The organism is Streptomyces sp. NPDC006733 (assembly GCF_040636125.1).
GTDB lineage: Bacteria > Actinomycetota > Actinomycetes > Streptomycetales > Streptomycetaceae > Actinacidiphila.
Window position 1 is genome coordinate 123,953 of sequence record NZ_JBEYJD010000017.1, and the last position, 19,461, is coordinate 143,413.

Consider the following 19,461-nt stretch of genomic DNA (forward strand, 5'->3'; position numbering starts at 1 on the left):
CATGCTCCTCACCATCGACGTAGGCAACACGCACACCGTCCTGGGCCTCTTCGACGCGGAGGAGATCGTCGAGCACTGGCGGATCTCCACCGACTCGCGGCGCACCGCCGACGAGTGGGCGGTCCTGCTGCAGGGCCTGATGGGCATGCACCCGCTGCTCGGCATGGAGCTGGGTGACGGCATCGACGGCATCGCGATCTGCTCGACGGTGCCCGCCGTCCTGCACGAGCTGCGCGAGGTGACCCGGCGCTACTACGGCGACGTCCCGTCGGTCCTGGTCGAGCCGGGCATCAAGACGGGGGTGCCGATCCTGGTCGACCACCCCAAGGAGGTCGGTTCCGACCGGATCGTCAACTCGCTCGCGGCCATGCACCTGTACAACGGGCCGTGCATCGTCGTGGACTTCGGTACGGCGACGACCTTCGACGCGGTCTCCAAGCGCGGTGAGTACATGGGCGGCGCCATCGCGCCCGGCATCGAGATCTCGGTGGACGCCCTCGGGGTGCGCGGCGCGCAGCTGCGCAAGATCGAGCTGGCCCGCCCGCGCAGCGTCATCGGCAAGAACACCATCGAGGCGATGCAGTCCGGCATCCTGTACGGCTTCGCCGGGCAGGTCGACGGGGTCGCGGAGCGGATGGCCCGCGAACTGGCCGACGACCCGGACGACGTCACGGTGATCGCCACCGGTGGCCTCGCGCCGCTCGTCCTCGGCGAGGCGTCGATCATCGACGTGCACGAGCCGTGGCTGACGCTGATCGGGCTGCGGCTGGTCTACGAGCGGAACGTCTCGACGAACTGAAAAACCGGCCGGCCGGCGCGCCGGCAGCCGACGGGATCCGCCCCTGTGCGTTCGCAGGGGCGGATCCCGCCGTCTGTGGGGGGCCGGAAACAAGACATGTCGTTACGGGAATTTTGTCCGTTTAGCACTTAAAGTCGTCCCATGCCCACGCCACACGGCTCCAGGGGCGGCATGGCGTTCAGCGCGGACGAACTGCGTGTGTTCCGGCGCGCCCTCGCAGCGGCCCTCCGACCCGCCACCACGACACCCGTCCCCGACGACCTCCAGGAGTACCTCCGGCTCGCCGACGCCCTGGACGAGGCCGTCAGCGAGGGCGGGCGGCTCCGGGCGTTCCTCCTCGCCGAACTGGCCCGCTACCGGGAGTCCCTCCCGGGCGGCGCCGCCGGCTACCTCTCGCGGCTGCGGGACGCCCTCGACACCGGCTACCGGCCGGGCCCCGACGACCTCGCCGCCCTGCGGCGGCTGCGCGCCCACCCCTGCGGTGCGGTCGAGCACCGGCGCCGCACCGTGCTGCTGCGGCGCTGCGAGGACCTGGCCGAAAATGATCTACGAGCCCGCCTGGAGGCCCACATGCCCACGTCGCGCCGACGCTCCACGATCGCGGACCGCGGACACCTGCTCGCGCTGCCCGGCGGCCGCAGGGAATCGCCCGCGCCGGTCGTTCTGGTCAGTTCCGGCCCCAGCGGGGCGGACACGCCCGGGAACACGCCCGGGAACGCGACGACCGGGAAGCCGTCGGACAAGCCCGCGCGGCCCTCCCAGGTGCCCGCTCCGGCCCCCGCGCCGTCCAGGGGCCCCTCGGCCCCCGACCCCGGCCGCCGGGTGCCCACGCCCGCCGAGGTGTTCCCGCCCGGACACCGGGCCGCGCCCCCGGAGGGGGAACCGCGGACGGCCTGACTACGCTGGGCGGTATGGACTACGTATCCGCGCTCGTGCCGCCGTTCGTCATGGCGGTCTTCTTCATCGGCCTCGTCGTGACGATCATCAAGAACCAGGGCGGGGCCAACAAGGCCAAGGAGGACGCGGCGGTCGACGCCGCGTTCGCCAAGGCCGAGGGGGTCCGGCAGACCGGAACCGACGAGGCTCGCTAAATAAGCGGCATTTCAGGCAAATGTCACTAGTATTCGAGAGTGCCCCGACCATTGGGAGACCTCGAAGACGCAGTGATGACCAGGGTGTGGCAGTGGAATCGCCCGGTCACCGTTCGCGAAGTGCTCGAAGACCTGCAGCAGGACCGTTCCATCGCGTACACGACGGTCATGACCGTAATGGACAACCTGCATCAGAAGGGCTGGCTCCGCCGCGAGGCGGAAGGCCGCGCCTATCGCTATGAAGCGGTATCCACGAGAGCCGCTTACTCGGCCGCACTGATGAACGAAGCATGGGCGGCGAGCGACAACCCCGCCGCCGCCCTCGTGCACTTCTTCGGCATGATGTCGCCGGAACAGCGGGAAGCACTCCGGGACGCAATGCGCGTGGTCCGCTCAGTGGACCCCTCTGCGGCTCCCGAGCCGGACGAGCGATAGCGTCCGGCCATGCCCCTCGTATCAAATGACGTCACCATCCGCCGGGCCAGGACCAGTGATGTGCCGGCTGTCCGCGGTCTGCTGGACTCATATGTCCGCGACCGGATCCTGCTGGACAAGCCCACGGTGACTCTTTATGAGGACATCCAGGAGTTCTGGGTGGCCGAACGCGACGAGGACGCCGCCGTCGTGGCCTGCGGCGCACTTCACGTGATGTGGGAGGACCTCGCGGAGGTCCGCACGCTGGCGGTTCATCCCGGTCAGCGGGGGAAGGGCGTAGGGCATCAGGTACTGGCCAAGCTCTTGCAGACCGCCCGCTGGCTCGGAGTCCGCAGGATTTTCTGTCTCACCTTCGAAGTCGACTTCTTCGCGAAGCACGGCTTCGTCGAGATCGGTGAGACACCGGTCGACGGTGATGTCTTCGGCGAGCTGCTGCGTTCCAATGACGAGGGAGTGGCCGAGTTCCTCGACCTGGAGCGGGTGAAACCGAACACCTTGGGCAACAGCCGCATGCTGCTGCAACTCTGAGGGACCCGGTATGTCCGGTACGCGCACCGAGGTCCTGTACCGCATCGCGCAAGGGGTTTGTGTTTTTCCCTAAAAGGCGCTTTGCTTTTACCGTTAATCCGTTTTCGATGAAAGGGAAGCCGGTGGCACAGAAGGTTCAGGTCCTTCTTGTTGACGACCTCGACGGCGGCGAGGCGGATGAGACCGTCACGTTCGCACTCGATGGAGTGACGTACGAGATCGACCTCACCACTGCCAATGCGGACAAGCTCCGCGGGCTGCTCACCCCGTACCTGGACAGCGGTCGCAGGACCGGTGGACGGGTCGGCCGCGGCCGCGGTCCCAAGGTCGCGCGCGGCGGTTCGGCGAGCCAGGACACCGCGAAGATCCGCGCCTGGGCCAAGGACAAGGGCTACGAGGTCAACGACCGCGGCCGCGTTCCCGCGTCCATTCGCGAGGCGTACGAGAAGGAACACGGCTGATTCTCCACCAGCCGGAGCCGGTGGCAGGCCGTCGCGAGAGCGGAGACCAGCGCCACCAGGCCGATGGGCTCTGCCGCGCCATCGGTACCGGCACCGGCACGTCCCGTGAAACACATCGCGGGCAACGTGGGTTCCACCTCGCAGCCCGGTTGGGGGGGCCGCAGCCAGACCGGAGCGGTCCGGTCGTAGGCGGCCTCCCGGCGTCCCCACTCGGGATGGGCCGGCGCCCGCATCAGATCGCCCGTGCCCAGGGCGGTCAGATCGAGCGGGATTCCGCTCCATTCCAGCCATTCCAGCAGCCCCGGCAGTTCTTCCGCCGTCCCCGCCGCCACCAGCAGCAGGACGTGCCGCCCGTCCAGCGCGACGGGACCCAGCTCGCCGGGCCGCGGGAAGCGCGTCAGGGCGGCGAAGCCCACCTTGTCGGGGACCCGCAGCGCGTCGAAGCGCACACCGGTGACCAGGTGCGGAGGCGTCGTACCGGCGATCGGCCAACCCAGCTCGTGCTCGTACCAGCCCATGCCGTATGCAACTCCCCCGGAGCGCAAGGGTTACGAGATGTGGTGGTGCGGACACGTTCCGTACCCGCCAGGGGGGAGTGCCGGGGGGTCAAGGGGGGCGAGGTTGTTCGCCCGTAGCGCACCCCGATGTGCGCGCGCCGCATGGAATGTCGGTGCCAGCGGGTAAGAAAGACCTAGTGGGACGGGGCGACGGCCGCGGCGGATGGGCGCGCGTTCGCCATCGGCGTACTCGATAAAGGTCTATTCACCTGGCCTGCGGGAACATCGTCTCGCACCATCAGGTTGGAGCTGTTGTCGGCTGCGTGGGACTAAAGGGCCCAGGTGGGTGTCTACGGTTGAAGTGAGCTGCCCCGCTGTCGGGACTAGCATGCGGAAGGACAGGGAGGGGACCGCCCCCTAACTGCCCGACCGCTCTGAGGAGCGATTAACGATGTTCGAGAGGTTCACCGACCGCGCGCGGCGGGTTGTCGTCCTGGCTCAGGAAGAAGCCCGGATGCTCAACCACAACTACATCGGCACCGAGCACATCCTCCTGGGCCTGATCCACGAGGGTGAGGGTGTCGCCGCTAAGGCCCTGGAGAGCCTCGGGATTTCGCTCGAGGCGGTCCGCCAGCAGGTGGAGGAGATCATCGGTCAGGGCCAGCAGGCCCCGTCCGGGCACATCCCCTTCACCCCCCGTGCCAAGAAGGTCCTGGAGCTGTCGCTCCGCGAGGCCCTTCAGCTCGGACACAACTACATCGGGACCGAGCACATCCTGCTCGGCCTCATCCGCGAGGGCGAGGGCGTCGCCGCCCAGGTCCTCGTGAAGCTCGGCGCCGACCTGAACCGGGTCCGGCAGCAGGTCATCCAGCTGCTGTCCGGCTACTCCGGCGGCGGCAAGGAGTCGGCGGGCGCCGGCGGCCCGGCCGAGGGCACGCCCTCGACCTCGCTGGTCCTGGACCAGTTCGGCCGCAACCTGACGCAGGCCGCTCGTGAGACCAAGCTCGACCCGGTCATCGGGCGCGAGAAGGAGATCGAGCGGGTCATGCAGGTGCTGTCCCGCCGCACCAAGAACAACCCCGTCCTCATCGGCGAGCCCGGCGTCGGCAAGACCGCCGTCGTCGAGGGCCTCGCCCAGGCGATCGTCAAGGGCGAGGTTCCCGAGACGCTCAAGGACAAGCAGCTCTACACCCTGGACCTCGGCGCCCTCGTCGCCGGCTCCCGGTACCGCGGTGACTTCGAGGAGCGCCTGAAGAAGGTCCTCAAGGAGATCCGCACCCGCGGCGACATCATCCTGTTCATCGACGAGCTCCACACCCTCGTGGGTGCGGGTGCCGCCGAGGGCGCGATCGACGCGGCTTCGATCCTGAAGCCGATGCTCGCCCGTGGTGAGCTGCAGACCATCGGTGCCACGACGCTCGACGAGTACCGCAAGCACCTGGAGAAGGACGCGGCCCTCGAGCGCCGCTTCCAGCCCATCCAGGTGGCCGAGCCGTCGCTGCCCCACACCATCGAGATCCTCAAGGGTCTGCGCGACCGGTACGAGGCACACCACCGTGTGTCGATCACCGACGCCGCCCTGGTCGCCGCCGCCACCCTGGCCGACCGCTACATCTCGGACCGCTTCCTCCCGGACAAGGCGATCGACCTGATCGACGAGGCCGGCTCCCGGATGCGCATTCGCCGGATGACCGCACCGCCGGACCTCCGCGAGTTCGACGAGAAGATCGCCGACGTGCGCCGTGAGAAGGAGTCCGCGATCGACTCGCAGGACTTCGAGAAGGCCGCCTCGCTCCGCGACAAGGAGAAGCAGCTCCTCGCCGCCAAGGGCAAGCGCGAGAAGGAGTGGAAGGCCGGCGACATGGACGTCGTCGCCGAGGTGGACGAGGAGCTGATCGCGGAGGTCCTGGCCACGGCCACCGGCATCCCGGTCTTCAAGCTCACCGAGGAGGAGTCCTCGCGCCTGCTGCGCATGGAGGACGAGCTCCACAAGCGCGTCATCGGCCAGAAGGACGCCATCAAGGCGCTCTCCCAGGCGATCCGACGCACCCGCGCCGGCCTCAAGGACCCGAAGCGTCCCGGTGGCTCGTTCATCTTCGCCGGCCCGTCCGGCGTCGGTAAGACCGAGCTGTCCAAGACGCTCGCCGAGTTCCTCTTCGGCGACGAGGACGCGCTCATCCAGCTCGACATGTCGGAGTTCAGCGAGAAGCACACCGTCTCGCGTCTCTTCGGCTCGCCTCCCGGCTACGTCGGCTACGAGGAGGGCGGCCAGCTCACCGAGAAGGTGCGCCGCAAGCCGTTCTCCGTCGTCCTCTTCGACGAGGTCGAGAAGGCCCACCCCGACATCTTCAACTCCCTGTTGCAGATCCTGGAGGACGGTCGCCTGACCGACTCCCAGGGCCGGGTCGTGGACTTCAAGAACACGGTCATCATCATGACGACCAACCTCGGCACCCGGGACATCTCCAAGGGCTTCAACCTGGGCTTCGCGGCCACGGGTGACGCCAAGACCGGGTACGAGCGGATGAAGGCGAAGGTCGGCGAGGAGCTCAAGCAGCACTTCCGTCCCGAGTTCCTCAACCGTGTCGACGACGTCGTGGTCTTCCACCAGCTGACGGAGGAAGACATCATGCAGATCGTCGACCTCATGGTCGCCAAGGTGGACGAGCGCCTCAAGGACCGCGACATGGGCCTGGAGCTCAGCGTCGAGGCCAAGAAGCTGCTCGGCAAGAAGGGCTACGACCCCGTCCTGGGCGCCCGGCCGCTGCGCCGGACGATCCAGCGGGAGGTCGAGGACATCCTCTCCGAGAAGATCCTCTTCGGAGAGCTGCGCCCCGGCCACATCGTGGTCGTCGACACCGAGGGCGAGGGTGACGAGAAGAAGTTCACCTTCCGCGGCGAGGACAAGGTCACGGTCGCGGACACCCCGCCGATCGAGGCAGCGGGTTCGGGCGGCTCCGCCCCGAACCTCTCCAAGGACGCGTAAGCGCCTGCCGCTCGGCTGATGCGTTGAGGGGCGGGCCCGGAACCTTCCAAGGTTCCGGGCCCGCCCCTTCGGCGTCCGCGGGCCGCGGAGCCGGAGCCGTATGCGTTCTGACGGCCCGGGTCGGGTCGTGGTGCACCCCCGCAATAGTCCAACAGACTGTTGGACTATTGGCTCCGGCCCGATCCGGGCCTGACGCCTTCCTGGCCTGCTGCATTTGTGCGGCAGGCTGCTGCACAAATTCCCGGCCCAAGTGCGTGCGATTCGCTCAGCAGTCCGCTGTGCCAGTCCTGCACGACGCAGGGCGTCGCGCGCTGAGCGCGAATGCGCCGCAGTTCCGTCGAACCGTGCAAGTCAGGGCACGAGGCTGACTGCGTCGGCCTTGATGCGGGCGAGCAGGTCCGCGAGGCGGGTGCGGGTGGTGGTGAGGATGACGCCGGGGGCGTCGCTTTCGCGGAGGCGGATCGTTCCGTCGGCGGGGGATATGGCGAGTTCCAGGCAGTTGGCCTGGTCCGTGCTGAACGAGGATTTCTGCCAGCCGAGCTGGGGCATGATCGCTCCTAGAGGGTGTAGAGGACGTACTGGATGAGACCCAGCGAGTCCCGGGTGTCGTGGCTCGCCGGCGCAACGTCGGCGTCGATCGGGGCGAGCGCTTCGTTGCACAGCCGGTCGAATAGCCGCCGGTACTTGGCAACCGACTCCGGTGCGTGCACGAAGAGCGACTCGGCCGGATGATCCAGCAGCACCGTTTCGAGAGCGCCACCGTGCGAGGTGAGCGAGCAGAACGGGGTGTTCAACCCCGAGACACCGGTCGCTGTGAATGGCACCACCTGGATGGTCACGTTCGGAAGCTTGGCGAGCTCCACGAGCTGCAGCAGTTGTCGGCGCATGACCTCCGATCCGCCGAACCGCATGTGCAGGGCGGCCTCGTGAATCACTGCGTGAACCTCGGGTGCGGCATCGCCGGTGAGGATCGCCTGGCGCTCCATCCGGAAACTGACGGCTGTCTCGACACCAGCAGGTGTGGTCACCGCGTCGCTGGCCTCGAAGACGGCACGCGTGTAGTCGGGTAGCTGGAACATGCCGGGGATGAACAGCGATTCGTACGAGTGCAATCCGAGCGCTTGCGATTCAAGCTCGGCCAAATCAAGGGAAGGGAGCGGGAGCTTGCCCTTGTAGGCGCTCCACCAGCCCTTGCCGGTGTTCTCGGCCATGCCGACCAAGGCGGCGACGAGAGTTGAACTAGTGCACCCGTAGCCGCGACAGAGCGAGCGGATTCGATCGGGAGCGATCGCGGTTCGGCCGCCCTCGACGTGGGTGAGGTGCACCCGCCCCATGTCGATGAACGCCCCTGCCTCGTTCAGGGTCAATTCCGCTTGCTCCCGCAATTTCCGAAGCTCAACGCCGAGTCGACGCTGTCGTTCGGTAATGGTGGTTCGCAGTGCCACGCGGTCTCTCCTCAGGTTCTGGCTCACAGTCTGCCTTCGCCGGGAGAGGGGGTCCACCTGATCCGGCCAGAAGGTTGAACATGTCATCCCCTATCCGCTACCTTGAGTCGCGTAGCGCTCACAGAGCGGAGTTGGTGGCAGGTCGTCGCCATACCCGCGTCCCACGCGGAAGCGCACCGAAGCGTCACGGCCGTGGCGACCGGCATGCCACTGCGGATTCGACTCAGCCAGCGCAAGGGAGCCCCCCGTGGATCACAAGCCGCCCGATGACGAGCAACTGCCGCACACGTACACCCTGTTCACTCCCGGTACGGCGACCGCCCCCAAGGTCTGTCGGGACTTCGTTCGGTCCGCGCTGGGGGCGGAGGGGCTGGGGTGGCTCGCGGATACCGCGGCGATCTGTACGTCGGAGTTGGTGACCAACGTGCATCTGCATGTTGGTGGCGAGGTGCATGTGCGGCTTGCCGTGGAGCGGGAGCAGGTGCGGGTTGCCGTGTACGACGGCGGCGGCGCTCCGGGGCGGCCGGTGCCGCGGCGGGCCGCGGTGGGGGACCTCGGCGGGCGCGGGTTGTTCCTCGTGACCGCGCTCGCCGACGGGTGCGGGGTCACGGCGGCCCGGCCGGGTACCGGCGTGTGGTTCACGCTGGGGCGGCGGGGGGCCAGTCACGGGGGCGGGGGCGGGGGGTGACCTCGGCTGTGGGGATCGCGTCGGCATGAAGGACGGCGGCGGCGTTGAAGACGTACACGCTCATGAGGTGGGGGAGTTCAGCGAGCGGTGCCAGGTCGATGGCGCTGTGACCGGCCGGGTCTCCGTAGACGACCAGTTCGCGCAGCAGGGGAAAACAGCGCACGACCTCCTGCAGCCGCTCCACGCCCGATGGACCGCTGACTCCCAGCGTCTCGATGCCAGGCATCTTCAGGCGGCGCGGCAGTGCTTCGTGCTCGCCGAAGGAGACGGACATCGAGTTGAGCCCGGGATGGACGGACATGCAGTCCCAGTCCTCTGGCGACGGCAGGAATCCCCCGCCCGAGAGCCCCAGATGCCGCAGCGCGGGGAAGTCCCCGATGCCCGTCAGCCGCGGGGCCGGGTCAGCCACGTAGAGCCACTGCAACGGGAGCGTGCGGGGGATCGTGCGGACGCCGCCCCACGGCACGCCACGTCCGACGGACAGCAATTCGATCGCTGTGCTCGATGCCAGGTCGGCCAGATCGACGTGTGGCAGATAGACGAGGAACACCTGCCTCAGCGCCAACCGCCCCAGCGAGGACAGTTCACGTATGTTCTGGCAGTCATTGATCTGCAGACCTCTCAGCCGCGGCAAGGCGGAGAGAAATCCAAGGTCGCTCACCAGGGGGTTCTGGCACAGGGTGAGGTCCCGCACGCTGTCGGGATCAAGCGCGGTGGTGAGATCCTTCGCCGTCATGGGGCCTGTCGTGAAAAGCCGCTCGACCCTGCCCAATCGGCCGAGCATGGCCAGCTCTGCCGGCGATTCGGCGTGGTACAGGGTCTTGTCTCTGGGCAGGTGCGAGAGAATCTCGGCCGCATAGCGTTCCGAGTCGTCGAACCTGGTCCACCGCCATGCCAGGCGGTCGTGGACACGAGGGTTCCGATGGTCGCGGAACCGGGCCAGCAGCGGAATGGCGGCCTCGGTGCCGATGGTCATCGCCGTCCGGACGACGGCTTCCGCCTCGTCGTCCTCCAAGCCCTCCGGGCCCGGAAGCAGTTCCAGGACGACCGGGCCGATGCCCGCCAGCGCGTCCGCCTCCCCGTCCGTGCGCGGGGGGATGAAGGCGCTCGCGCGGGCGTTCACGTCCGTGCGGACCGCCGGGTCCAGTTCTGGGGCGTGTTCCAGGCAGGCCATGGCGAGGAGGTGGAGGCGGGCGCGGTAGGTCGGGGTGCGGTCGCCGCGGGCGGTCAGTTTGCGGAGCAGGCGGGCGCGTTCGGTGGGGCGGGCGTGGGCGGTGGCCATGCGGATGACGTCGGACCACTGGTCGTGGTGCGCGTTGCGCACCATCAGGTCGAAGTCCCGCTCCTCGACGGCCGCTTTCGCGCCCAGGTAGTCCTGGAACGTCCGGTGGACGAAGTCGACGGCCCCCTCCGCCGGCTCGCGCAGCAGACCGCTGCGTTCCAGCAGGTAGCGGAAGACCTGCCGGGCGTCGCCCAGTGCGGCGCCGACGGCGGGCATGGACGGGAGGGCCGCGTCGATGAGGCCGATGGCGTCGGACTGGTCCATTTCCGCCTGGCCGTTGCGGATCATCCAGTACGCGAGCTTCTGGAGGAGCTGGATCTGCGGCTCCTCGGTGAGCTGGACGGGCAGGTCGCGTTCACGGTCCCGGCGGGCCAGCAGCATGGAGAGCGCGGCGTCGTACAACTCCTTGCGGCCCTGCGGGAGGTAGCCGTGCCGGTCGCGGTGCAGGGCGCAGATCAGGCTGCACATCAGGGGGTTGGTGGCGAGGCGGGCGAGGTCCTGTTTGGTGCGCAGCGCCTGCTGGAGGGAGGCCCGGTAGGCGTCCAGGCGCGTCAGTTCCTCGGTGTCCGTCTCCGTCGCCCGGGCGGCGTTGTGCCAGCGCTGGACGAAGGAACCCACATCGGCGCGGTTCATCGGCGCCAGCGTGAAGTCGGCGAAGCCCTCCCGCGCGAGCCAGGACTCCTCGACGGCGGACGGCCGGGTGGTGACCAGCCACTGGTTGCCGGGGAAGGCGATCAGCAGGTCGCCCAGCCAGTCGCGTACCCGCTCGCGGTCGCGTTCGCCGACCTCGTCGATGCCGTCGACGAGCAGCAGGCCGCGACCGGCGGTGAGCACGCGCTCCACCCAGCCCGGCGGCGGGGAGATCGGGGCGCGGACGGCGGCGAGGAAGTCGGCGGGGAGCGGGAGCGCGTCGCGGCGGATGAGGGTGCGCAGCGGGAGCACGAAGGGGACGCGGGCCGGCCCGTCGTCGCGGAGGGCCCGGACGGTGAGCCACTGCACGAGCGTCGTCTTGCCGGATCCGGCGACGCCGCGCAGCAGCACGCGATCGTGCCCCGCGAGTGCCTGGTCGGCGGGGCGGGGGCCGGTGGGGACCGGGATTCCCTCCTCCTGCGCGAGCCGGTCGGGGCTGGTCGTCTCCAGGCTGACGTAGGCGGCGTCGAGCGGCCAACTGGCGCGGGAACGGCTGCTGAGGTCGATGCCGAAGATGGTGAGCCGGCTGTGGCGCTCGGCGAGGAAGGCCGCGTACCGGGTCTCGAACGCGTCGTCCTCGCTGATCAGCACCGGGCCGGACGTCACGGCGAAGAGCTCGTCCGCGCGCAGGGTGTCGGTGAACTCCTGCCCCGAGAGCAGCGGCGCCACCATGACCACGGTCAGCCGGCTGTGCTGCCAGCCCTTCGGATCTCCGGAGACGACGCCCAGCAGCGTGTCGTCCCGGAAGACCGGCGCCCCGGACATGCCCGCCCAGGGGGAGGCGCCGTCCGGACGGGCCGCGGGCGGTGTGTCGTCCAGGGTCAGCGTGCCGTCGCCGCCGAGGAAGCCGGTGCCGGGCTTCAGCGTCCCGGTGAGCTGTTCGCTCTCCAGCCGGCCGGCCGCGTCCCGCTGGACCAGGGGGAAGCCGAACGCCTCGCAGCCGCGGATCGGCGTGAGCGTCGTGACAGCGCCCCAATAGTGCTCCGACTCGGCGTCCGGGAGGGGGGCGATGTCCGTGGCCGCGGACAGCAGGGCGACGTCCGTGCCGAACGGCTCGCCCTGGATCTCCACGCGCCCGGACCACACGCGCCTGCACCGCACCTCCCCCCGCCCGCCCGGCGTGATGACGCGGATGTCGTCCGGATCCGCGACCACGTGGTCCGCGGTCAGGACGAGGCGGGCGGTCAGCAGGTAGCCGCTGCCCTGCCGCCCGCCGGAGAAGACCGCCGCGATGCGTTCGCGGCGGGGACCGATGGGCATCGCCGTCAGGTGCCGGCGTCGGTGAAGTGGCTGCTGGAGCCCTCGTCGTCCATGTGGACGTCCAGGTGGCCGCCGGTGGCCGCGTTCTTCGGCTTGAGGGTGAAGGAGACGGTGTGGGTGCGGCCGCGGGAGCGTGTGGTCTCCGCGCCGGCGTCCACGACCCAGGCCTTGACGCCGGCCTTGCCCGTCACGTCGCGGCGGATCTCCACCGAGAACTCCATGTGGATGTCGCCGACCTCGAACCGGACGTTCTTGCCGCTGCCGCGCGCGGCAGCGGTCGCCAGGCCCTCGCGCACCGCCTCCACCGCGTCCGCCAGCTCGATGTCGTTCAGGTACTCGTCCGCTGCCACCGTGTGTGCCCCCGCCCTCTCGATGGGGCCACGGTAGGGCAGCGGGCGCGGGCTCCGCCCTGCTTTTCGGGGAATTGAGTGGCGGGGGTCACAGGACTTTAGGCCCGGGGGAATGGTGAGAGGTCCCGAAGGAAAGAAAGTGGATCTTATGGGCCGGTGACATGGCACACGGGCCATTTCGCGATTACTAGCCGGAATAGTCGATGATTGGCTGCTGTGGAAGGCGGCTCGGCGTCGAATCCTGGGGCCGGCGGCCTGGAGGCTTTCCCGTACCGTTTTGCCTGGTGGGGGCGGGTGCTGGGATGCTATCGGATACTCGGCGCCGCGTTGGCAAGAGGCTTTTCGTCCTCACCTTTGCTACTGCCGCGGATAGTAGCCGGGCGCCTTGTGTCGGCGCAGCGCGGCGGGTTACCACTGAATGGCCAGAGCGGCCCACGGTCGCTTCGGTGTCCTACCCCCCATTCAGTGAGGTAACCCTGCATGCTGAAGAACTCGACGAAGAACCACGCCCCGAAGTCCGCCCTTCGTGGTCGTGCGGCCGTGGTGGCGGGCGGAGTGTGCGTGGCACTCGCGCTGGGCTCTACGGCGGCCATGGCCGCCGACTCGCAGGACGCCGGTCTGTTCGGGACCGGGTCGGCGGGCAGCATCGCGGGCGCGATGAAGACGCAGGCCGACGGTCAGAAGAAGGCCGCGGCGGCGAGCGCGAAGGCCGCGAAGGCGAAGGCCGACGCCAAGAAGCGTGCGGCCGTGAAGTCCGCCGCCGACCGCAAGACGCGCCTGAACGGCTGGGTGAAGCCCGTGGACGGCTACACGATCGGCGCGTCGTTCGCGCAGGCCGGCTCCCACTGGGCGCACAAGCACTCCGGCCAGGACTTCGTGGTGCCGACCGGCACCAAGGTCAAGGCCGTGCACGGCGGCACCGTGGTCGAGGCCGGCTGGGGCGGCGCCTACGGCAACAACATCGTGATCAAGCACGGGAACGGCACGTACACCCAGTACGGCCACCTGTCGAAGCTCGAGGTCTCGGTCGGCCAGACCGTCAGCACCAGCCAGGAGATCGGCAAGTCCGGCAGCACGGGGAACTCGACCGGCCCGCACCTGCACTTCGAGGCCCGCACCAGCCCGGTCTACGGTTCGGGCGAGGAGCCGCTGGCCTTCCTGCACCAGCACGGCGTCAACATGTGACCTGCGGCCAGCATGTGACCTGCTTCGGCAGGTGACCCGCGCAGACATACGGGTCAGTCCAGGTCCTGATGGGCCTGGGCGATGAGATCGAGGGCGACTTCGAGGATAGCTTCGCGCTTTTCCTCGGGGTCGCCCTCGATGTTCTGCACGGCGAACATCCCGGCGTGCATCGCGAAGAGCGCCGTGATGCAGCGCACCTGGCTCGCCATCGAGAACCCGGGCTCCTTGAGCAGGCCGTTCAGGGCGAGCATCTTGCTCTTGAACTGCTCGCCGATGCTCAGCTCCCGCACCGTGGCCTGGTTCTCCTGGATGAACCGGAAGAGCGCCGACGCGCCCCACAGGGCGGCGCTGTAGCGGCGCAGCATCTCCTGCTTGTTCTCCAGCGTGCGCGGCTGCGCCTCGGCCCAGGTGATCAGCTCGTCCACCGGCCGGCCGATGTCCTCGACGATGCTGGTGAGGATGTCTTCCTTGGTCTTGAAGTGGTAATAGAGCGCGGCTTTCGTCACGTCGAGGTGCTCGGCGATCTCCCGCAGCGACGTCTTCTCGTACCCCTGCTCCGCGAAGAGCTCGAGCGCGACGTCTTGGATGCGGTGGCGGGTGTCCCCGCGACGTGCCTGCGAAGTGCCCATGACTACCGCTCTCCTGCGTTGAACGCCCGTGTGACCGGTAGCCGGCCATGGCTCCGGTATGGCTTTCGTCAAACCTAATCTACTTACTTGACGACCGGCTAGTGACGGCTTACCTTCAGTATCGTAATAAACTAGCCGGGCGGCAAGTAAGTACCAAAAGCGCGAGCGGGCCGCCCTTCCAGGGGAGGCACCGGTCATGTCCCAGACCGCAGAAACGCCACCCGAAGCGGCTCCTCAGCGCAGTGTGCGTGTGGTTCTGCTCGGGCTCATGATCGCGATGTTGCTCGCGATGCTCGACAACATGATCATCGGTACCGCGATGCCGACGATCGTGGGGGAGCTGGGCGGCCTCAACCACCTCTCCTGGGTGGTCACCGCCTACACGCTCGCGACCGCCGCCTCGACGCCCATCTGGGGAAAGCTCGGCGACATGTACGGTCGCAAGGGCATCTTCATGACGTCGATCGTGCTCTTCCTCGCCGGTTCGGCGCTCTCCGGCCTCTCCCAGACGATGGACCAGCTGATCGCCTTCCGCGCGGTCCAGGGCCTCGGCGCCGGCGGCCTGATCGTTGGTGTGATGGCGATCATCGGTGACCTCATACCGCCGCGGGAACGCGGCAAGTACCAGGGCATGATGGCCGGCGTCATGGCGCTGGCGATGATCGGCGGCCCGCTCGTCGGCGGCACCATCACCGACAACTGGGGCTGGCGCTGGAGCTTCTACATCAACCTGCCGCTCGGCGCGGTGGCGCTCGGGATGATCTACATCGTCCTGCACCTGCCGAAGAAGCGCGTCCAGGCCCGGATCGACTACCTCGGCGCCGGACTGCTCACCGTCGGCATCACCGCGCTGGTGCTCCTCACCACCTGGGGCGGCACCCAGTACGACTGGGCCTCCCCGCAGATCATCGGTCTCCTCGTCCTCGGCGTCGTCGCGATCGCGGCCTTCATCTGGGCCGAGACGAAGGCCAAAGAGCCCGTCATGCCGCTGCACATCTTCCGCAACCGCAACTTCTCGCTGATCTCCCTGATCGGCTTCCTCGTCGGTTTCGTGATGTTCGGCGCGATGACGTTCCTGCCGCTCTACCAGCAGACCGTCCAGGGCGCCTCGGCCACCAACTCCGGCCTGCTGCTCCTGCCGATGCTGCTGTCGATGATGGTCGTCTCGCTGATCGCCGGCCGGGTCACCACCCAGACCGGCCGCTACAAGATCTTCCCGATCCTCGGCGGCGGCCTGATCACCGTCGGGCTGTACCTGCTGTCCACGATGGACACCGGCACGACCCGCTTCTGGTCCGGCGTCTTCATGGCCGTGCTCGGCGCGGGCATGGGCTTCCTGATGCAGATCACCATGCTCGTCGCGCAGAACAGCGTCGAGATGAAGGACCTGGGCGTCGGCAGCTCGTCCGCGACGCTCTTCCGCACCATCGGCGGCTCGTTCGGTGTCTCGCTCTTCGGCGCGCTCTTCACGCACCACGTGCAGGACACCATGACCGAGCTGGGCGGCGCCGCCGGCAGCAAGGCGATGGAGGGCTCGGCCCAGCTGGACCCGAAGAGCATCGCCCACCTGCCGGCGCAGATCCGCGACGCCTACCTGCACGCGGTCTCCAGCGGCACCCACACCGTCTTCCTGTGGGGCGCGGTGATCAGCATCGTCGGCTTCGTGGCGGCCTGGTTCGTCAAGGAGATCCCGCTGCGCGGCGCTCCGCAGGCCCCCGGCGACGCCGACAAGGACGCCGCTCCCGCGGACGCGGCGCTGCACCCGGTCGACGCGATCTGACGCGGCCGCTGAACGCACACCCCGAACGCACATCCTGAACGTACGACGACGGCCCCCGGCGCGGTGAGAACCCCGCCGGGGGCCGCCGTCGTGCACGGAGCACGCGCCTCAGCGCGGCAGCAGCAGCTGCGCGACCGCGCCGCCGCCGTCGGAGGCCGGGGCGTTGCGGAACGTGAGCCGGGCGCGCAGCACGCGGGCCTGGCCCGCGGCGATGGTGAGGCCAAGGCCGTGGTCGCCGCCCGCCCGGTCGGAGCTGCCGGTACGGAAGCGGCTGGGGCCCTCGCGCAGCAGGTCGTCGGGGAAGCCGGGACCGTGGTCGCGGATCCGCAGGAACGGCCCGTTGATGCTCACCTCGGTCAGCGGCTTGCCGTGCCGGGCGGCGTTGGCCAGCAGGTTGCCGAGGATACGCTCCAGCCGGCGCGGATCGGTGTGCACCACCGCGTCCTCGATCACGGTCACCTCGGCGTCCGGATCGATCGCCAGCACCCGCCGGCGGACGAAGTCGCCGAGCGCGACCTCCTGGAGGTCGGCCTGCTCGGCCGCCCCGTCCAGCCGCGCCACCTCCAGCACGTCCTCGACCAGGGTGCGCAGCGCCTGGGCGCGGTTGCGCACCAGCTCGGCCGGGCGGCCGGGCGGCAGCAGCTCCGCCGCGGTGACCAGCCCGGTCACCGGGGTGCGCAGCTCGTGCGCGATGTCGGCGGTGACCCGCCGCTCCGCCTCCAGCCGGTCCTGCAGCGCGTCGGCCATCGCGTCGACGGCGGACGCCAGCTCGTCGGTCTCGTCGCGCACCCGGCGGCCGATCGCGTCGCGCACCCGCACCTCGGGGTTGCCGTCGGCGACCTTGCGGGCGGCCACGGCCGCCTTGCGCAGCCGCCGGGACATCCGGCCACCGATCAGCACGCCGAGCGCGGTGCCGCCCACGACCACCGCGAGCGAGCCGACGATCAGGGCCTGGTCGAGGTCGACGAGGACCGAGTAGCGGTCCTTGAACGTGGTGCGCAGCGACAGGATGCGGCCGTCGTTGGTGGGCGTCTCGGCCCACACGATCGGCGCGCCGCCGCTGTCCTGGACGTATGTCGCCCGCTCGCCCCTGGCCGCGAACTCCTTGAGCGGCTTCGGCAGGGCCGGGTCGTCGAGCTGGGCGGAGAAGACCTTCTTGCCGGTGACCTCGTAGATCCGCAGCGCGGACTGCACCCGCTCGTCCTGCACGTCACGGGAGTTGTCGATCATGCTGACGCGGGCGGCGTTGTGCACCACGAGGCTCAGCGCCACGGCGACGAGCACCGAGACGCAGGCGATGGCGGCGCTGAGCTTCCAGCGCAGACTGGAGCGGGGGAACAACGGCATGGTGTGTCAGGCCCTGAGCTTGTAACCGAAGCCGCGCACCGTCTCGATCCGGTCCTGGCCGATCTTGACGCGCAGCCGCTGGACGTGGACGTCCACGACCCGGGTGTCGCCACCCCACTCATAGTCCCAGACCCGCTCCAGCAGCCGGTCGCGGGAGAGCACCGCGCCGGGCGCGGAGGAGAACTCCAGCAGCAGCCGCATCTCGGTGGGGGTCAGGGCGAGGCGTTCGCCGCCGCGGGTGACCTCCAGGCCCTCCGGGTCGATCTCGATGTCGCCGAAGGACAGCAGGGCGGCCTCCGCCGGCTCGTCACCGGAGGAGGCGTGGCCGAAACGGCGCAGGACCGCCCGGATCCGGGCGACCAGCACCGCCCCGTCGAAGGGCTTCGTCACGTAGTCGTCGGCGCCGGCCTCCAGGCCGAGCACGATGTCGATGGAGTCGGCGCGCGCGGACAGCATGATCACCGGCACGGTCGACTCGTCGCGGATCCGCCGGCACAGGCTGACGCCGTCGAGACCCGGCACCATCACGTCGAGCAGCGCGAGATCGGGCTGCTGGGCGCGGAACGCCTCCAGCCCGGCCAGCCCGTCGGCGACCGCCGTCACCTTGAAGCCGTCACGCTCCAGCGCGAGCGTGGTCGCCTCGCGGATGACGTCGTCGTCCTCGACGAACAGGACGTGTGTCTCAGCCATTCCTCTTCTTTTCCGGCATAGGAGTGGGGAGCGCGTCCCCGTAATCGGTGTACGTCCGCTCCACCTGCACGAACCGGTTGTCCTTCCAGACGTACGTCAGGGCCTCCTGCCCGGTGGGGCAGCAGACCTGGTCGTCGCCCTTGTACACCTGGCGGATGATCTCCAGTCTCCCGTTCTCGGCGCTGCCGAAGACCGGCGGCTGCTCGTCGGCGAAGACGTTCTGGTACTGCCCGTCGATCATCCGGTACACATAGCTCGCAATCCCCATGCCGTCGCCGCAGGTGGCGACATTCACGATCAGATCGGGTCCCTCGCCGCTGGTGAGATCACCGGACGAGGTGTCCACCGGGTACTCGTCGCCCGCGCAGGGCGCGAGGTCCTCGCGCACCTCCGCGCTGACGTTCCGGGTGTCCTTCTTCACCAGCTTCGCCAGTGCCGCCGGGTCGCCGGCGATGGACGGCGCGGGGCTGGGCTCCGCCTTCAGGGTCTGGAGGGGTGCGGGGCCCTCACGGCGTGCCCCGGTGCCGGTCCTGCAGCCTGCGAGCGTGGTCAGCAGGCACATGGCCACTGCCACCGCGATCAGCGCTGCTAGGCGGCGCACACGCCCTCCATCCGTGAGTAGCCGTAGCGGCCGTGCTCCAGCTCATGGCGCAACCGGGCGAGCGCACGGTGCAGAGTGCTCTTCACCGTACCGGTCGACATGCCCAGGGCGCGGGCGGTCTCCTCCGTGGACAGCTGGCCGTAGTGGCGCAACATCACGACCTGGCGCTGCTTGGGCGCGAGGACCTGCAGCGCGTCGCGGAGCATCTCGCGGTCGGCGCGCTGGTCGGCGCCGTCGTCGACGCTGGCGTCCGGCAGCTCCTGCGTGGGGATCTCGTCGAGCTTGCGGTTGCGCCACCACTCGGTGCGCGTGTTGATCATGACGCGGCGCATGTAGGCGTCCGCGAGCGCCTTGTCCGCGATGCCGTCCCAGCGGGGGTAGGTGCGCACCAGCGCGGTCTGGACGAGGTCCTGGGCGTCGATCGGATCGGGCACGAGCCGCCGTGCGCTGCGCAGCAGTGCGTCCTGCCGCGTCCTCACGTACTCCTCGAACTCCAGAACCGTGCCGTTCGCCGCCATGGGTAGCCCTCCGTCCCGTGCTGTCCCGCCCTGTCGACTGTTGCGCTGATGTGCCAACCGTTCCGACGAGAACGACGCTACGGAGGGGATGTTGGGCTTTTGCCACCGTGGGCGCACAGGGGGCTCACAGGAAGCCGTCGGTTATGTAACAGCCTCAGGACCAACGTCCCGAAGGAGGTTTAAACGGGCACCGGACGGG

General features: G+C 69.1%; 20 protein-coding genes. 10 read left to right on the forward strand and 10 right to left on the reverse strand.

What is annotated here, in order from left to right; translation table 11 throughout:
* Window position 1: 1 nt before the first annotated feature.
* The 6 genes from ABZ721_RS17380 (at window position 2) to ABZ721_RS17405 (ending at window position 3,314) form a co-directional block, all read left to right on the forward strand.
* Window positions 2–799 (forward strand): type III pantothenate kinase, encoded by a 798-nt coding sequence (locus tag ABZ721_RS17380; protein ID WP_358789467.1) that lies wholly within the window; start codon window positions 2–4, stop codon window positions 797–799.
* Window positions 800–940: 141 nt separating this feature from the next.
* Complete coding sequence (locus tag ABZ721_RS17385) at window positions 941–1,696, forward strand: hypothetical protein (RefSeq protein ID WP_358789468.1); 756 nt, start codon at window positions 941–943, stop codon at window positions 1,694–1,696.
* Between the two features lie 14 nt (window positions 1,697–1,710).
* Window positions 1,711–1,890: a hypothetical protein gene (locus tag ABZ721_RS17390; RefSeq protein ID WP_358789469.1), complete on the forward strand. Its 180-nt coding sequence runs from the start codon at window positions 1,711–1,713 to the stop codon at window positions 1,888–1,890.
* Between the two features lie 39 nt (window positions 1,891–1,929).
* A complete protein-coding gene (locus tag ABZ721_RS17395) occupies window positions 1,930–2,325 on the forward strand; it encodes a BlaI/MecI/CopY family transcriptional regulator (RefSeq protein WP_277439460.1) in 396 nt (131 codons plus the stop codon).
* Window positions 2,326–2,334: 9 nt separating this feature from the next.
* Window positions 2,335–2,853 (forward strand): amino-acid N-acetyltransferase, encoded by a 519-nt coding sequence (locus tag ABZ721_RS17400; RefSeq protein ID WP_283469661.1) that lies wholly within the window; start codon window positions 2,335–2,337, stop codon window positions 2,851–2,853.
* Between the two features lie 122 nt (window positions 2,854–2,975).
* On the forward strand, window positions 2,976–3,314 hold the full coding sequence (locus tag ABZ721_RS17405) for an Lsr2 family protein (protein WP_358789470.1): 339 nt from the start codon (window positions 2,976–2,978) through the stop codon (window positions 3,312–3,314).
* On the opposite strand, the gene ABZ721_RS17410 is transcribed toward ABZ721_RS17405, so the two are convergent.
* Complete coding sequence (locus ABZ721_RS17410) at window positions 3,245–3,832, reverse strand: SCO3374 family protein (protein WP_358789471.1); 588 nt, start codon at window positions 3,830–3,832, stop codon at window positions 3,245–3,247. The genes ABZ721_RS17405 and ABZ721_RS17410 overlap by 70 nt on opposite strands.
* Before the next feature lie 430 nt (window positions 3,833–4,262).
* Here ABZ721_RS17410 and ABZ721_RS17415 point away from each other — a divergent pair, with 430 nt between their 5' ends.
* Window positions 4,263–6,797 (forward strand): ATP-dependent Clp protease ATP-binding subunit, encoded by a 2,535-nt coding sequence (locus ABZ721_RS17415; RefSeq protein ID WP_358789472.1) that lies wholly within the window; start codon window positions 4,263–4,265, stop codon window positions 6,795–6,797.
* Window positions 6,798–7,148: 351 nt separating this feature from the next.
* On the opposite strand, the gene ABZ721_RS17420 is transcribed toward ABZ721_RS17415, so the two are convergent.
* Together ABZ721_RS17420 and ABZ721_RS17425 are read right to left on the reverse strand one after the other, a co-directional pair.
* Entirely contained in the window at window positions 7,149–7,346 is a 198-nt protein-coding gene (locus ABZ721_RS17420; protein ID WP_358789473.1) for a DUF397 domain-containing protein, read from the reverse strand.
* An 8-nt stretch (window positions 7,347–7,354) separates the two neighbouring features.
* A complete protein-coding gene (locus ABZ721_RS17425) occupies window positions 7,355–8,242 on the reverse strand; it encodes a helix-turn-helix transcriptional regulator (protein ID WP_358789474.1) in 888 nt (295 codons plus the stop codon).
* Between the two features lie 247 nt (window positions 8,243–8,489).
* Between ABZ721_RS17425 and ABZ721_RS17430 the strand changes: the two genes are divergently transcribed.
* Entirely contained in the window at window positions 8,490–8,930 is a 441-nt protein-coding gene (locus ABZ721_RS17430; RefSeq protein ID WP_358789475.1) for an ATP-binding protein, read from the forward strand.
* Here ABZ721_RS17430 and ABZ721_RS17435 read toward each other — a convergent pair.
* The gene (locus ABZ721_RS17435; RefSeq protein WP_358789476.1) at window positions 8,881–12,162 is read right to left on the reverse strand and encodes an NACHT domain-containing protein; all 3,282 of its coding nucleotides are present in this window, start codon (window positions 12,160–12,162) and stop codon (window positions 8,881–8,883) included. The two genes, ABZ721_RS17430 and ABZ721_RS17435, sit on opposite strands and share 50 nt — an antisense overlap.
* 5 nt (window positions 12,163–12,167) lie before the next feature.
* Window positions 12,168–12,512, reverse strand: coding sequence for a trypco2 family protein (locus ABZ721_RS17440; protein ID WP_358789477.1), 345 nt, complete (start codon window positions 12,510–12,512; stop codon window positions 12,168–12,170).
* A 480-nt stretch (window positions 12,513–12,992) separates the two neighbouring features.
* On the opposite strand from ABZ721_RS17440, the gene ABZ721_RS17445 reads away from it, so the two are divergent.
* The gene (locus ABZ721_RS17445) at window positions 12,993–13,697 is read left to right on the forward strand and encodes a M23 family metallopeptidase (protein WP_358789478.1); all 705 of its coding nucleotides are present in this window, start codon (window positions 12,993–12,995) and stop codon (window positions 13,695–13,697) included.
* A 53-nt stretch (window positions 13,698–13,750) separates the two neighbouring features.
* Here the strand turns inward: ABZ721_RS17445 and ABZ721_RS17450 are convergent, their stop codons facing one another.
* Window positions 13,751–14,326, reverse strand: a complete 576-nt coding sequence (locus ABZ721_RS17450; RefSeq protein WP_358789479.1) for a helix-turn-helix domain-containing protein — start codon at window positions 14,324–14,326, stop codon at window positions 13,751–13,753.
* A 196-nt stretch (window positions 14,327–14,522) separates the two neighbouring features.
* On the opposite strand from ABZ721_RS17450, the gene ABZ721_RS17455 reads away from it, so the two are divergent.
* On the forward strand, window positions 14,523–16,106 hold the full coding sequence (locus tag ABZ721_RS17455) for an MDR family MFS transporter (protein WP_358789480.1): 1,584 nt from the start codon (window positions 14,523–14,525) through the stop codon (window positions 16,104–16,106).
* A gap of 108 nt (window positions 16,107–16,214) precedes the next feature.
* Here ABZ721_RS17455 and ABZ721_RS17460 read toward each other — a convergent pair whose 3' ends face one another.
* Genes ABZ721_RS17460 through ABZ721_RS17475 form a run of 4 tightly spaced genes read right to left on the reverse strand, consistent with a single transcriptional unit; the run spans window position 16,215 to window position 19,262 of the window.
* Entirely contained in the window at window positions 16,215–17,453 is a 1,239-nt protein-coding gene (locus ABZ721_RS17460; protein ID WP_358789481.1) for a HAMP domain-containing sensor histidine kinase, read from the reverse strand.
* Window positions 17,454–17,459: 6 nt separating this feature from the next.
* Window positions 17,460–18,143, reverse strand: coding sequence for a two-component system response regulator CseB (gene cseB / locus ABZ721_RS17465; protein ID WP_358789482.1), 684 nt, complete (start codon window positions 18,141–18,143; stop codon window positions 17,460–17,462).
* Window positions 18,136–18,744, reverse strand: coding sequence for a hypothetical protein (locus ABZ721_RS17470; protein ID WP_358789483.1), 609 nt, complete (start codon window positions 18,742–18,744; stop codon window positions 18,136–18,138). The genes cseB and ABZ721_RS17470 overlap by 8 nt, the downstream gene beginning before the upstream one ends.
* Window positions 18,732–19,262: a SigE family RNA polymerase sigma factor gene (locus ABZ721_RS17475; protein ID WP_358789484.1), complete on the reverse strand. Its 531-nt coding sequence runs from the start codon at window positions 19,260–19,262 to the stop codon at window positions 18,732–18,734. The genes ABZ721_RS17470 and ABZ721_RS17475 overlap by 13 nt, the downstream gene beginning before the upstream one ends.
* Window positions 19,263–19,461: the final 199 nt, after the last annotated feature.

Coding starts and splice junctions, on each gene's coding strand:
- ABZ721_RS17400 (WP_283469661.1), top strand. CDS start 2,335: ATGCCCCTCGTATCAAATGACGTCACCATCCGCCGGGCCAGGACCAGT.
- cseB (WP_358789482.1), bottom strand. CDS start 18,143: ATGGCTGAGACACACGTCCTGTTCGTCGAGGACGACGACGTCATCCGC.
- ABZ721_RS17385 (WP_358789468.1), top strand. CDS start 941: ATGCCCACGCCACACGGCTCCAGGGGCGGCATGGCGTTCAGCGCGGAC.
- ABZ721_RS17410 (WP_358789471.1), bottom strand. CDS start 3,832: ATGGGCTGGTACGAGCACGAGCTGGGTTGGCCGATCGCCGGTACGACG.
- ABZ721_RS17415 (WP_358789472.1), top strand. CDS start 4,263: ATGTTCGAGAGGTTCACCGACCGCGCGCGGCGGGTTGTCGTCCTGGCT.
- ABZ721_RS17380 (WP_358789467.1), top strand. CDS start 2: ATGCTCCTCACCATCGACGTAGGCAACACGCACACCGTCCTGGGCCTC.
- ABZ721_RS17445 (WP_358789478.1), top strand. CDS start 12,993: ATGCTGAAGAACTCGACGAAGAACCACGCCCCGAAGTCCGCCCTTCGT.
- ABZ721_RS17475 (WP_358789484.1), bottom strand. CDS start 19,262: ATGGCGGCGAACGGCACGGTTCTGGAGTTCGAGGAGTACGTGAGGACG.
- ABZ721_RS17450 (WP_358789479.1), bottom strand. CDS start 14,326: ATGGGCACTTCGCAGGCACGTCGCGGGGACACCCGCCACCGCATCCAA.
- ABZ721_RS17435 (WP_358789476.1), bottom strand. CDS start 12,162: ATGCCCATCGGTCCCCGCCGCGAACGCATCGCGGCGGTCTTCTCCGGC.
- ABZ721_RS17455 (WP_358789480.1), top strand. CDS start 14,523: ATGTCCCAGACCGCAGAAACGCCACCCGAAGCGGCTCCTCAGCGCAGT.
- ABZ721_RS17460 (WP_358789481.1), bottom strand. CDS start 17,453: ATGCCGTTGTTCCCCCGCTCCAGTCTGCGCTGGAAGCTCAGCGCCGCC.
- ABZ721_RS17420 (WP_358789473.1), bottom strand. CDS start 7,346: ATGCCCCAGCTCGGCTGGCAGAAATCCTCGTTCAGCACGGACCAGGCC.
- ABZ721_RS17390 (WP_358789469.1), top strand. CDS start 1,711: ATGGACTACGTATCCGCGCTCGTGCCGCCGTTCGTCATGGCGGTCTTC.